The 12,724-nt window shown below is 45.0% G+C and carries 13 protein-coding genes; 6 read left to right on the forward strand and 7 right to left on the reverse strand.

All coding sequences use genetic code 11. From position 1 onward, the window contains the following. Positions 1-17 precede the first annotated feature (17 nt). Complete coding sequence (gene uvrA, locus IS446_RS11635; protein ID WP_203060904.1) at positions 18-2,795, reverse strand: excinuclease ABC subunit UvrA; 2,778 nt, start codon at positions 2,793-2,795, stop codon at positions 18-20. A gap of 236 nt (positions 2,796-3,031) precedes the next feature. On the opposite strand from uvrA, the gene IS446_RS11640 reads away from it, so the two are divergent. Both IS446_RS11640 and IS446_RS11645 read left to right on the forward strand, forming a co-directional pair. Next, positions 3,032-3,613, forward strand: a complete 582-nt coding sequence (locus IS446_RS11640; RefSeq protein ID WP_203060906.1) for an RNA polymerase sigma factor — start codon at positions 3,032-3,034, stop codon at positions 3,611-3,613. Positions 3,614-3,665: 52 nt separating this feature from the next. Beyond that, entirely contained in the window at positions 3,666-3,809 is a 144-nt protein-coding gene (locus IS446_RS11645) for a hypothetical protein (RefSeq protein ID WP_203060908.1), read from the forward strand. A 23-nt stretch (positions 3,810-3,832) separates the two neighbouring features. Here the strand turns inward: IS446_RS11645 and nth are convergent, their stop codons facing one another. Beyond that, positions 3,833-4,495, reverse strand: coding sequence for an endonuclease III (gene nth / locus IS446_RS11650; protein WP_203060910.1), 663 nt, complete (start codon positions 4,493-4,495; stop codon positions 3,833-3,835). A gap of 43 nt (positions 4,496-4,538) precedes the next feature. Here nth and bcp point away from each other — a divergent pair, with 43 nt between their 5' ends. Beyond that, the gene (bcp, locus tag IS446_RS11655; RefSeq protein ID WP_203060912.1) at positions 4,539-4,994 is read left to right on the forward strand and encodes a thioredoxin-dependent thiol peroxidase; all 456 of its coding nucleotides are present in this window, start codon (positions 4,539-4,541) and stop codon (positions 4,992-4,994) included. Between the two features lie 70 nt (positions 4,995-5,064). Here bcp and IS446_RS11660 read toward each other — a convergent pair whose 3' ends face one another. Continuing rightward, positions 5,065-6,528, reverse strand: coding sequence for a TonB-dependent receptor (locus IS446_RS11660; RefSeq protein ID WP_203060914.1), 1,464 nt, complete (start codon positions 6,526-6,528; stop codon positions 5,065-5,067). Between the two features lie 85 nt (positions 6,529-6,613). On the opposite strand from IS446_RS11660, the gene IS446_RS11665 reads away from it, so the two are divergent. The 3 genes from IS446_RS11665 (at position 6,614) to IS446_RS11675 (ending at position 9,482) form a co-directional block, all read left to right on the forward strand. Next, entirely contained in the window at positions 6,614-7,378 is a 765-nt protein-coding gene (locus IS446_RS11665) for an MBL fold metallo-hydrolase (RefSeq protein WP_203060916.1), read from the forward strand. 143 nt (positions 7,379-7,521) lie between these two features. Further along, entirely contained in the window at positions 7,522-8,016 is a 495-nt protein-coding gene (locus tag IS446_RS11670) for a hydrolase (protein ID WP_203060918.1), read from the forward strand. A 56-nt stretch (positions 8,017-8,072) separates the two neighbouring features. Further along, the gene (locus tag IS446_RS11675; protein ID WP_203060920.1) at positions 8,073-9,482 is read left to right on the forward strand and encodes a short-chain fatty acid transporter; all 1,410 of its coding nucleotides are present in this window, start codon (positions 8,073-8,075) and stop codon (positions 9,480-9,482) included. A gap of 8 nt (positions 9,483-9,490) precedes the next feature. Here the strand turns inward: IS446_RS11675 and IS446_RS11680 are convergent, their stop codons facing one another. The 4 genes from IS446_RS11680 to IS446_RS11695 all read right to left on the reverse strand — a co-directional run bounded on the left by IS446_RS11680 (position 9,491) and on the right by IS446_RS11695 (position 12,717). Further along, positions 9,491-10,480, reverse strand: coding sequence for a YitT family protein (locus IS446_RS11680; protein ID WP_203060922.1), 990 nt, complete (start codon positions 10,478-10,480; stop codon positions 9,491-9,493). Between the two features lie 112 nt (positions 10,481-10,592). Then, positions 10,593-11,717: a lactonase family protein gene (locus IS446_RS11685; protein WP_203060924.1), complete on the reverse strand. Its 1,125-nt coding sequence runs from the start codon at positions 11,715-11,717 to the stop codon at positions 10,593-10,595. Further along, positions 11,704-12,366, reverse strand: coding sequence for an alpha/beta hydrolase (locus IS446_RS11690; protein ID WP_203060926.1), 663 nt, complete (start codon positions 12,364-12,366; stop codon positions 11,704-11,706). Before IS446_RS11690 ends, IS446_RS11685 begins: the two co-directional genes overlap by 14 nt. A 24-nt stretch (positions 12,367-12,390) precedes the next feature. Next, positions 12,391-12,717: a DUF4870 domain-containing protein gene (locus IS446_RS11695; protein ID WP_203060928.1), complete on the reverse strand. Its 327-nt coding sequence runs from the start codon at positions 12,715-12,717 to the stop codon at positions 12,391-12,393. Positions 12,718-12,724 lie beyond the last annotated feature (7 nt).

The following is a 12,724-nucleotide window of genomic DNA, read 5'->3' on the forward strand; positions in this document are numbered from 1 at the left end:
GCTGATGGTTTTAAAACTCAGAGCTTATCCTGAAGGTATTTCCAGGTAGCTCCTTTTTTAGCTGCAACCACTTCTTCCGGGGTTCCTGCAGCAATCAGCTGTCCCCCCTTGATACCGCCTTCCGGCCCCAGGTCGATCAGATGATCGGCACATTTTATAAGGTCCAGGTTGTGCTCGATCACGATCACCGAATGTCCTTTTTCAATAAGCGCATTAAAAGAAGCCAATAGTTTCCTGATATCGTGAAAGTGCAATCCTGTTGTAGGCTCGTCAAAAATAAACAGGGCTTTGTCTGCACTATTGCCTTTAACCAGGAACGAAGCCAGTTTAATACGCTGGGCCTCACCACCAGACAGGGTAGAAGAAGACTGTCCCAGGGTTACATATCCCAGTCCTACGTCCTGCAAAGGCTTTAGCTTATTTGTCACCTTGGTCTGTTGATGCGTTCTGAAGAAATCTACGGCGTCATCGATGGTCATATTCAGGATGTCGTCTATATTCTTGTCTTCGAACTTGACTTCCAGGACATCCTTTTTAAAGCGCTTGCCTCCACAGGTTTCACATTCGAGGTGCACATCGGCCATAAATTGCATTTCTATGGTCACTTCGCCTTCCCCCTTACAGGTTTCACAGCGACCGCCCTCTACATTAAATGAAAAGTGCTTGGGTTTATAGCCTCTGATCTTTGCCAGCTTCTGAGTGGAGAACAGGTTTCTTATATCATCATAGGCTTTGATGTAGGTAACCGGGTTAGACCGCGATGAGCGACCTATCGGATTCTGATCTACGAACTCAACGTGTCTGAGCTTGCCGAAATTACCTTCCAGGGCCGAGAATTGCCCTGCTTTTTCACCGTACCCTCCCAGTTCTTTCAGAATGGCAGGGTAGAGGATCTTTTTGACCAAGGTACTCTTTCCGCTTCCGGAAACCCCGGTGATCACCGTGAGTCCGTTGAGTGGAAAGCGCACGTCGATATTCTTCAGGTTGTTCTCCCGGGCTCCAATGACATCAATGTAAAAGCTGCCTTTTCTGCGTTTTTCAGGTAGGGCGATAAGCTCTTCACCATTGAGGTATTTTGCCGTAAGGGAATCACTTTTCAGGATGTTTTCAAAATTGCCTGTGGCAACCACATTACCTCCATGGGTTCCTGCCTCAGGACCTATGTCTATGATCTCATCGGCAGCTCGCATAATATCTTCGTCGTGCTCGACAACGATCACGGTATTGCCAAGATCCCTTAATGAGCGCAATACCCCTATAAGTTTTTCGGTATCTTTAGGGTGTAGTCCAATACTCGGTTCATCGAGAATGTACATAGACCCCACCAGGCTGCTCCCCAGGGAGGTGGCCAGGTTGATGCGTTGGGATTCTCCACCACTAAGGGTATTCGATTTACGATTCAGGGTGAGGTAATCAAGACCTACATTAGAGAGGAATTCCAGGCGGCTGGTGATCTCTTTGAGCAAACGTTTAGCAATAGCCTGTTCGTGTTCTTCGAGCACGAGACTATTAAAGTATTCCTTTAATTGATCTATTGGAAGCTCCACCAGGTCGAGGATCGTTTTGGTTCCAACCTTCACATAGGAGGCTTCTTTGCGAAGTCTTTTGCCCTTACAAACCTCACATCTGGTTTTACCGCGATAGCGGGAGAGCATGACCCTGTTCTGGATCTTATAACTCTTATCTTCAAGCTCCTGGAAGAAGTCACGGAGTCCGGTAAAATATTGGTTACCGCTCCATACCAGGTCCCGTTGTGCTTCGCTAAGCTCGTACCACGGTTTGTGTATGGGAAAGTCGAACTTATAGGCATTATTGACCAACTGATCCCTGTACCAGCTCATAGATTCTCCACGCCAGGCAAAGATGGCATTTTCATAGATCGACAATCCTGTGTTGGGAACAATAAGTTCCTCGTCAAGCCCGATCACATCGCCATAACCTTCGCATTTAGGGCAGGCGCCGTAGGGGTTGTTAAAACTAAACAGGTGAACATTGGGTTCGAGAAAGGTAAGTGCGTCCTTTTCAAAGCGATTGCTGAAATGGTGCATTTCACCGCTGCTCAGATCTTCAACGAAACATTCGCCCTTACCTTCAAAAAAAGCGGTGTCGGTAGCATCGGCCAGACGATTGTAGAAATCTTCATCATGGCGTACTACGATACGATCAACTACAAGATAAAAGTCGTGGTCGATCTCTTCTTCGATCTCTTCGATCCGGAGCACCTCATTTTTGTATTTGATACGGGCATAGCCTTGTTGTGAAAGTATCTGCAGGGTTTTGACCACACTGCGTTCTTCGGGAATGTGTACCGGTGCGAGCAATAGCAGTTTGGTGCGCTCTTCATAAGACTTGATGCGATCGATCACATCAGAAACGGTATCTTTTTTTACCTCTTCGCCCGAAACGGGGGAGTAGGTCTTACCAATACGGGCATAGAGCAGTTTGAGGTAATCATAGATCTCTGTGGTGGTTCCTACGGTAGAACGCGGATTGGTAGAATTGACCTTTTGTTCGATGGCAATGGCCGGTGCGATCCCTTTGATAAAATCGACCTTAGGTTTATTCAGGCGTCCCAGAAACTGGCGGGCGTAAGACGATAAGCTCTCCACGTATCGTCGCTGACCTTCGGCATAAAGGGTATCAAAAGCCAGGCTGGATTTACCACTACCCGACAATCCGGTGATCACCACCAGTTTATTGCGCGGTATGGCCACATCTATATTTTTGAGATTGTGGAGTTTAGCGCCCTTTATGAGGATATTTTTCTTTGGGTCTAAGGTCGAAATGTTGGTCATAACCTGAATTGAAAAGCACAAAGATAAGAATCTAATAGGTTTGATTTTAAACGTCTTGTAAAAGAAAGATTATAAAGAAATGCCAATTTTTTTTTGTTTTTCTCTGTCAAATAGCTTTATATTTGGTTCATCCGAGCCTAAAAAACGAACGCCTATTCTATAAAATTACTTTTATCAATCAACTAATTACTATGTCTTTATTTTCCGTAAAGACTGGTGCGTTAAAAAGTAATTTTATGGACCAACAACTTCAGGACTCATGTTTGGTGAAGCGTTATCTCGACGGCGATGAAAAGGCACTTGAAGTGCTGATCAACAAACATTCTCAACGTATTTACGGATTTATTTATTCCAAGGTCTACGACCGCGATGTTACCGAGGATATTTTCCAGGACACTTTTATTAAGGTGATCAAGACCCTTAAGAGAGGGAAGTACAATGAAGAGGGGAAATTTCTTCCCTGGGTGATACGTATTGCTCAAAACCTTGTGATCGATCACTTTCGTCGTAATTCCCGTATGCCCAAATTCGAAGGCAATGATGAATTCAATATCCTCACGGTGCTGGGTGATCCCGGACTTAATGCCGAAAAACAGATCATTAAAGAGCAGGTGGAAACCGACTTGAAATCCCTGGTGGCAGAACTACCTCAGGATCAGCAGGAAGTGCTTATCATGCGATTGTACAAGGATATGAGCTTTAAGGAGATCGCAGCCGTTACCGGGGTTTCTATTAATACGGCTCTGGGGCGTATGAGGTATGCCATTATCAATCTGAGAAAGCTGGTGAAAAAAAATAATATTATTTTAACCAACTAACACAATAACAAGAGGTTCGCTGCGTTATCATATTGAATTTTAAACGCATAGCATGGCAAATCTTTACATTTCAGAATCCTCAAAACAAAAACAACTAAAACCCAGAAAGGAGACCATTCGTTTTCTTCTGGATTATTCTAAAGCTTTAAGTGTTACTAAGTACAAGGAGATGACCTTCGAGACCATCTCGAACTGATCCTTAGAAAAGATCCCGGAATATTACCGGGATCTTTTCTTTTTAATATACTCGTCGATCACGGTCTTTCTTCCGATGGTCCGGGTAATAATATCCTTATCCAGGTCCCATCCGCGGGCCGGTGAATATTCTCTTCCGTAAAATATGATCTGCAGATGTAGTTTGTTCCATTTTTCTTTGGGGAACAAGCGTTTAGCATCTTTTTCGGTTTGCACTACATTTTTCCCTGTGGTGAGGTTCCAGCGGTACATCAGTCGATGAATATGGGTGTCTACAGGAAAGGCCGGGATCCCAAATGCCTGAGCTACCACGACACTGGCTGTTTTATGGCCCACACCGGGCAGTTCTTCCAGGGCTTCAAGGCTTTGAGGCACCTCTCCTTCATATTTATCGATAAGGATCTGCGATAGCTCATGAATCGCCTTCGATTTCGAAGGGGATAGCCCTACCGGCTTGATGATCTCACGGATCTCATCAACAGTTAGGTTCACCATATGGTAAGGAGTAGAGGCCCTTTTAAAAAGGATCGGGGTAATGGTGTTCACCCTTGCATCGGTACTTTGTGCAGAGAGCAATACGGCGATCAAAAGGGTGTAAGGGTCTGTGTGATCCAGAGGAATGGGAACGGTAGGATAAAGTTCTTCAAGGGTATTTACAACGAATTCGGCCTTTTCTGCTTTGGTCATTATTTGCTAATTTAGACGAACGTAAAACTATTAAAAAAATTCTATGAACACATTGAAAGCAGGGGATAAGGTACCCGCCTTTTCCGGAGTAACCGATAAAGGAGAACCGATAAGCCTTGACGATTATAAAGGAAAAAAACTCGTGGTGTTTTTCTATCCCAAAGCGAGTACACCGGGATGTACTGCCGAGGCTTGTAATCTAAGAGATAACTACAAAGATTTGCAGGACAAGGGCTATGAGCTTTTAGGCGTTAGTGCCGATTCTGTAAAGCGTCAATCTAATTTTAGCACTAAATATGAATTTCCTTTTCCATTGGTCGCCGATGAAGAGAAGGAGGTGATCAATGCCTTTGGGGTATGGGGGCCTAAGAAATTCATGGGACGTGAATACGACGGCATTCACCGAATGACCTTTATCGTAAATGAAGAGGGGGTGGTAGACCGCGTGATCGCTAAGGTAAAGACCAAAGATCACGCTGCCCAGATCCTGGAAGACTGATGAAGCTATAGCAAAAAGAAAAGCCCCGGTGTTCAAATCCGGGGCTTTTTTGTTGTGGTATGCAATGCAGTTATGATTTCGATTTCTCCTCAATGGCTTTAGGAGCTTCGTAATCAAACAATTGTTTCTCTTTAATGAGTTTGGAGATCCCTTCAGGAAGCATTTCTTCCCAGCCTTCTTCTCCTTCAGAGATCTTTTTAAGTACTTCTCTTGAGAAGATATTAAGGCTTTCAGGATCGTAATCGAAAATATCGACCACTTTTCCATTGTATTTAAAGAACTTATAGAGCTCTTTCATACGTGGGTGTACCTTCAGGTTGTTGCTGGTAACGAGGAGTCCGGTATCCGGATCGATCATCGGATATAAGTATACCCTAAGGTCCTTGTAGAATAGTTTACCAAAGGCTTCGAGGATGCCTCCGCTCAAATGACGGTAATAGCGCTCGTCAAAGATCTCTACCAGGTTGTTAACTCCCATGGTAAGGGCCATACGTTCTTTGGTATAATTCGAGAAGTATTCTACCAGTTTGTAGTATTCCTGGAAGTTGGATATGAGCACGGTTTGTCCAAGAGAGCAGAGCAGTCGTGCGCGATCCATGAAATCTTCTTCATCGATCTCACCTTCGGCTCTGAGGTTCGAAAGCGTGATCTCAAAGATCACCTGGGTCTTTTCTTCCTCAACCTTGTTCTCGCGAATGAAAATGTCATACGATTTTTTGAACATGTCCATATTCACCTTGGTTACCGGTCGGAAACTTCCTCTCAAGGCCAGAATATTGCGTTTGTAGAGAATGGCGGCCGGAAGGATATTGTTTCCGTCAGGTCCGAACATTACCGCTTCGGTCATACCGTTCTTCACCAGCTGTAAGCTCATGACGCGGTTGTCTACATTTTCGAATCTCGGACCGGAGAAGTTGATCATATCGATCTCGATGGTGTCCTTATCTATGTGGTCGTAAAGGTATTTCAGGAGCTTCTTAGGCTTGTGATGCTTGTAAAAGGCACCATAGATCAGGTTTACCCCAAGAATACCAAGGGTTTCCTGCTGTAGCCTGGCTTCGTTCTGTTTGAAACGAATGTGAAGGATAATATCGTTGTATTCCTCACCGGGTTCCAGCTGGAACTTGATCCCCAACCATCCGTGGCCCAGATACTTCTTGGCGAAGTCAATGGTGGCAACGGTATTCGCATATGAGAAAAAGATCTTATTGGGATGTTCCTCTCTGGAGATACGCTGTTCCATGAGGGTCATCTCATGAGACAACATCTTTTTAAGGCGTTCTTCGGTAACGTATCTTCCGTCTTCCTCGGCACCATAGATCGCGTCACTAAAGGCTTTATCGTAGGCACTCATGGCCTTGGCAATGGTTCCGGAGGCACCACCTGCCCGAAAGAAATGCCTTACGGTTTCCTGACCTGCTCCTATCTCCGAAAACGTACCGTAAATAGTTTCGTTAAGATTGATCCTCAGGGCTTTGGCCTTAAGGGAAGGAACGTTCTCAAAATTCTTGTCTCCTTTTAAAACTAAGGGCATAGCGCAATTTTATTTTGAAAACAAAGTTAAAAAGTTTAATGAAGGTAATCGGATAATAAATGATAAATTTGAGAAAAAATTCAGTTTGAGAGTAACGTTTTTAGGCACAGGAACTTCACAGGGAATTCCGGTTATCGGAAGCGATCATCCCGTGTGTAAGAGTGAGGATCCCCGGGACAAACGACTGCGCGTTTCGGTTATGGTCTCCTGGGATAAATACAATTTTATTGTGGATTGCGGCCCTGATTTCAGGCAACAAATGCTGGCTAATGATGTAAGGCATATAGACGGTATTCTCTTCACTCACGAGCATGCCGATCATATTATGGGGATGGACGATATTCGTCCTTTTTTCTTCAGGCAGGGCGATATTCCCATCTATGCCCATCGCAGGGTTTTAGAGTCCCTACGCAAGAAGTTCGATTATATTTTTGCTACGGAAGACCGCTATCCCGGAGCACCTGCCGTAGAGGCAAATGAGGTGGTGAACGGCGAAGTCCTCCATCTGGGAGGCATCGATGTGATCCCAATAAACGCCTGGCACAATCGCCTGCAGGTTTTTGGTTACCGGTTTGGTGATTTTGCCTATCTCACCGATGTCAAACATATTGAAGCAGCAGAAGTGGCTAAGCTTAAAGGGGTAAAGGTATTGGTGGTCAATGCCCTAAGGAAAGAAGCGCATCACTCTCATTTTAATCTGGAAGAAGCCATGGAATTTGTTCGGGAAGTGGCCCCCGAATATGCTTATTTCACCCATATAAGTGCCTTGCTTGGCTTTCATGCGGAAGTAGAACAGGAGCTTCCCGATAATATGTTCCTGGCCTATGATAACCTCGTCGTAGACCTTTAAACGATTGTGAATTGTGAATGATGAATTGTAGATTACCTCTCATCACTGCGTCACTGCATAACCGCATGACTGCATAACCGCATCACCGTGTAACCGCATAACTTCGTACCTTCGTAACCTCATAACCCTAAAACACCATACCCATGAAAAGAAGGATCTTTATGTACCTCTTTGTTTTTTCGGCTCTTATCAACCTATACCAATTTGTGAGTGCCAAAAAGTTCGTAGAGGCTGAAGTGACTAAGAATCAGAGCCTGAGGAGCAGCAATGCAAAACTCACCGATTCTGTGCAGTCCTTACTACTGAAGCAAATGGATTTGCAATATTTTGACCTGGAGCATAACGATGATGCATTTGCGTATTACGAAGAGCTCAACCTCGAGGATCCTACACGCTATATCGCCGATAAATTGCTGGAAACCAACGAACAGAATGGAGATAACCCCTTAGTTCCCTATGAAGGAATGAGCGGTTCATCCATGAAGATCAATAAGATCAAGGTACTTAACCACCGTTGGATCATTGCCGATTTCTCTGATGGCAAATACTGGGGAGAGGTCCTCGTGGAGTATTTTATCAATGACGACATGAGCATTGATTTTACTACCATCGCACATTTACTGTATACCCGAAGCTAGGTAACTTCCGGCTTCTGTAATTTTTTTCTTATTTTTTGCGGTAGAAATCAACACCTATGATCGAACGGTTAGGACAAATTTTTACCGATGCTTACCGGAGGTTTATGCCCGACGCCTTTGTTTTTGCGATCGTGCTTACCGTAATATGTGCCCTCGCGGCCATGATTGTGATGTCTTCGGGCTTCTTTGAGGTATTAGAAGCCTGGTATCAGGGATTCTGGCTGTTGCTGGAGTTCGGTATGCAAATGGTGCTATTGGTGATCACGGGTTACAGTATAGCCCTGGCGCCTTTTTTAAGACGACAGATCGATAAACTTGCCGTACACCTGAAGACACCCCGGCAGGTTTATTTTTTCGTTACCCTTACCGGTACCCTGTTATGCCTTGTAAGTTGGGGGTGGATCATTATCACAGCGGTACTTGCAAGAGAACTGGCCTTGCGGGTTAAAGGTGTACATTACCCGTATCTCATTGCCTGTGTCTATTGCTCTTTTATAAGTTGGGTTACCGGACTTTCAAGTAGTATTCCGCTTTTACTGAACACCCAGGATAATTTCCTTATCGAAGCGGGCATTCTTCAAGAAACCATCCCAACCGGGTTTACCCTGGGATCTACGCTTAATATGGCTATGTTACTGAGCACGGTGATCCTTGTGCCTACAGTGATGTGGTTGTTACGCCCCGGGAAGGCAACAGACAAAGAACTTACGGTCATGCTTGAAGCAGGGGATACACCAAAGGAGATTCGATCTATTGCTCAGGAGGCAGATGCGACCAGGCTCCCGGGCGAAAAAGCGTGGTCCGACCGTCTGAATCACAGTGTGGTCCTGCAATACCTTATAGCCTTAAGCGGGGTGATCTATCTCGGCATGCATTTTTATAGCAATGGGGGCGATCTGAATCTGAATATCATGATCTTTATATTCCTGATGTTGGGCATGTTACTGCACAAAACCCCCATGCGTTATGGCATCTCTATGAAAAGGGCAAGTAGTAATGTTTCTGCCATCTTGTTTCAGTTCCCGTTTTACGCAGGGATCATGGGGATCATGATGTATACCGGACTGGCACGGGAGCTTGGCGAACTCATGGCGGCTTATGCCAGCCCCGATAACTTTCCTGTGTTTGCTTTCCTTACCGGTGGCTTGGTCAACTTTGCCATTCCGTCGGCCGGTGGCGAATTTGCCGTTATCGGACCCAGTGTGTTGCAGGCGGTGAACGATCTCGGGATTTCAGGAGACCAAACCATACCCATGATCGCCCGATCGGCCATGGCTATTGCCTATGGAGAATCTTTGAGTAATTTGTTACAACCCTTCTTTTTGTTGTTGGTCATTCCGGTGATGGCTGCCGGAATAAAGATACAGGCCCGGGATATTATGGGGTTTTTAGTGATCCCGTTCATGGTCTTTATGTGCGTACAGCTCCTGATTATTTACTTCTGGCCACTTGCCTGGATCAACTAAGTACCGGCTTATTTGATCTTATGAATAGGTTTCTTTTTGGTCAAGCCTCCGATGGTGTCTTTAACAGTAGAGAGCACCATGAAGGCATTGGAGTCGACCTTTTCGATCTCTGTCTTCAGCCGGGCAAATTCAAGACGGGTGATCACCGTATAAACAATGGTGATATCTCTTAATGTTTTTCCGTCAGCAGTAGTGGTGTATCCGCTTTGTCCTTTAAAAAGCGTGCATCCTTTTCTCATTTTTCCAACTATAGTCTTTCTAACTTCCTCATACTTATGTGAGATGATGGTCACAGCCATGTATTCTTCCAGACCGTCAATAACGAAGTCTACGGTTCTTGAGGCGGCAAAATAGGTAAGAATGGCATAGAGAGCGATCTCTGCTGTTAATACATAGGCAGCAGTGAGAAAGATCAGAAGATTAAAGATTAGAATAATGTTTCCGACCGTGAGGGGTGTCTTTCGACTCAGGTAGATGGCCAGCACCTCCGTTCCGTCAATAATAGCACCCCCGCGAATGGCCATGCCAATACCCAGTCCCAGGAAAAAGCCACCAAAGGCAGCTACCAGGATCCTGTCGTTGGTAATAGCCTCGAAATGAAACAGATGAATGGCCAGTGATAAGACGGCAATAGCAATGATACTTTTTATGGCAAAACGCCGGGTGATGGCAAAATAAGCAAGGATGAGAAAAGGAAGGTTAATTGCAAAAATAAGGATGCCTAATGGGATCCCGGAGATAGCAGAGACGATAAGAGAGATTCCCGTAACCCCACCATCAATAAAATTACTCGGCAGCAGAAAACCCTTCAGGCCAAAGGTAGCAGAGGCGATCCCTATAAAAATATAGAAGGTGTCTGTTACCCAGTGACGTAGCTCGATTTCCAGATCGGAAACCTGTTTTTTAAAATTTTTTTCATTGTATTTAAGATCTCCGGCGTGTTTTCTGAAATTGCGCTTTACCGTATCGATAATGATCCTCTTGTACAGGTAGTTCATAAGCTGCAGATTATTAACCTTTTAAAGGTATTAATAATCCCGTTGCTTTTTTGGGGATTTACCTGAAGTCCTGTTTTAATTTAACGGACAGGTGAGGGGATGTTGGCGATGGTTAAAATGCGATACAAACAGGAGCAGGAACAGCAAGCTCGTCTGTTTTATCCAGTTTCCCGGTAGTCAGGTCTCTTTTAAAACACACGAGGTTCTCTGAATGTTCATTGGCTACTACGAGGAATTTATTATCTGGGGAGATGGCAAAGTTTCTTGGCCAAGCCCCAAAGACCTCCTGAAAGCCAATAGGGGTCAGAGCTCCATTTTCTGTATTCACCTTGTATATAGCGATCGATTGATGTCCGCGATTAGAGGCGTAAAGAAAGTTTCCTGTGGCATCGAGGTGAATATCTGCACAAAAGTTTTCTCCGCTAAAATCTGCAGGGAGTGTGGTAATTGTTTGAGCGGGGGTATAGCGCTCTGTGGTCTTATTTTTCCTGATCAGGGTGATGGTCGAATTGAGCTCATTGATCACATAACCATAGCGGCCCGAGGCAGCCATGACCATATGTCGAGGCCCGGCAGCGGGAGCAAGGGCGATGGTATCTGTAACCCTGAGCTGCTTTTCTTGATTCTCCTTAACCAGTGTACTGATAATAATTTGATCACTCCCCAGGTTTGCCGTGGCCATATGGGTATCGTTCAGGAAGGTTGTGCTGTGTGCATGTGAGGCCTCCTGTCGGGGGTGAGGACCCTGACCTTGGAACTGAACACTGTCAATAGTACTAAGTTGCCCGTCTGTATCCATATGGATCAGGGCAATATTGCCGCCACTGTAATTGGAGATAACGGCTGTTTGGGCATTATGTATGCTAATATGGCAAGGGTGAGCGCCGAATGTTGATGCAGAATCGACAGGAGAAAGCAGGGTGTCATTGATCTGAAACGACAGTACTTTTCCTTCAACCTCTTCACTTACCGCCAGAAGCATTTTATGGTTAGCCGTTTTCCTGATAAAGGAGGCATTCCTTGCCTTTGCAGCCAGGGAAAGTCCTTTGAACTTTCCTTCAGGAGAAATTGTGGTGTGGTATATCCCTTTACTTTGGTTTCGGCTATAGGTACCTATAAAAAAAGAGGTGTCATTTGCCGTTGCAGCTTTATCGCCTTTGGTATGGCATGCACTTAAAACAGAGGCGAAAGCAGCGAGTAAAAAGATATACGTATTCTTCATATTAATTGTGGGCATCAAGCCATTTTAACATGGAATAAAAGTTTTGCGGAGCTACCCCATGGCCAACAGGAAATTCTTCATAGGTATGGTCTACGCCCAACTTTTTGAGGAATTCAGGTGTTCGTTGCGCCCATGAAACGGGGATCACCTGGTCTGAACTCCCGTGAGAGGCATACACGGAAAGGGCGGAGTGATCGAGTGTTTTGATCTGCTCGCCGAGGATATCCGGATTGATATATCCGCTTAATGCCATTACGTTCTTCACTTTCTCGGGGTAGGTTAATGCGACCGCATAGCTTAATATACTACCCTGGCTAAACCCTATCAGGTTCACTTTGTCTTTTGCTAGTCCGTAGGCATCGCAGGCTTCATCGATAAACTCAGCAATATGGTCTCTGGATCTAATGGCCTGTTCGTTGTCGCTCCATTTGTTCTGATCTGCATCAAAATTAATAGCATACCAGGCGTATGCATTAGGCATAAGAGTGTAGGGAGCTCTTGCAGAGATCACGAAAAAATGATCGGGGAGTTCACCGGAAAAGGAAAAAAGATCCTGTTCGTTCGAACCATACCCATGAAACATAAAGATCACGGGAGTATCCTGAGTTATCGTTCCTTCTGCAGGTCGTATAAGGTGTTCCAGGCTAAGAGATTTTGAAGTCAAAGCGCTATGAGTTTAATTAGAGGATTATTGAATAAAGGTGAACCATTTTTGAAACCAGGGACCTATAACCGGCACTGCGTACCATTTACCCTGGATTGCCCCTACAAATCCGTAAGCCCAAAGGGCAAAGAACAGGATCCAGTAGGAATACTGAAGCATCCAGATGTCCAGGCTGCCAATAATAAGTCCCATCGCCCAGTAAATGAGGTGGACCCCAAAAGCCTGGCGAATATGAAAACGCGCAAATGCATTTTTAGGCTCTTGATTCATGAAAATTGCGATCAATGCCCCGATTAGGGTGAGGTATGCAATGATGGCCGTGGTTTTACCTTCGTTTTCTACCGTTTGCATATCAGGG

It is taken from the genome of Robertkochia sediminum, from assembly GCF_016786255.1.
In the GTDB taxonomy this organism is placed as follows: domain Bacteria; phylum Bacteroidota; class Bacteroidia; order Flavobacteriales; family Flavobacteriaceae; genus Robertkochia; species Robertkochia sediminum.

Coding starts and splice junctions, on each gene's coding strand:
- uvrA (WP_203060904.1), bottom strand. CDS start 2,795: ATGACCAACATTTCGACCTTAGACCCAAAGAAAAATATCCTCATAAAG.
- IS446_RS11640 (WP_203060906.1), top strand. CDS start 3,032: ATGGACCAACAACTTCAGGACTCATGTTTGGTGAAGCGTTATCTCGAC.
- IS446_RS11645 (WP_203060908.1), top strand. CDS start 3,666: ATGGCAAATCTTTACATTTCAGAATCCTCAAAACAAAAACAACTAAAA.
- nth (WP_203060910.1), bottom strand. CDS start 4,495: ATGACCAAAGCAGAAAAGGCCGAATTCGTTGTAAATACCCTTGAAGAA.
- bcp (WP_203060912.1), top strand. CDS start 4,539: ATGAACACATTGAAAGCAGGGGATAAGGTACCCGCCTTTTCCGGAGTA.
- IS446_RS11660 (WP_203060914.1), bottom strand. CDS start 6,528: ATGCCCTTAGTTTTAAAAGGAGACAAGAATTTTGAGAACGTTCCTTCC.
- IS446_RS11670 (WP_203060918.1), top strand. CDS start 7,522: ATGAAAAGAAGGATCTTTATGTACCTCTTTGTTTTTTCGGCTCTTATC.
- IS446_RS11675 (WP_203060920.1), top strand. CDS start 8,073: ATGATCGAACGGTTAGGACAAATTTTTACCGATGCTTACCGGAGGTTT.
- IS446_RS11680 (WP_203060922.1), bottom strand. CDS start 10,480: ATGAACTACCTGTACAAGAGGATCATTATCGATACGGTAAAGCGCAAT.
- IS446_RS11685 (WP_203060924.1), bottom strand. CDS start 11,717: ATGCCCACAATTAATATGAAGAATACGTATATCTTTTTACTCGCTGCT.
- IS446_RS11695 (WP_203060928.1), bottom strand. CDS start 12,717: ATGCAAACGGTAGAAAACGAAGGTAAAACCACGGCCATCATTGCATAC.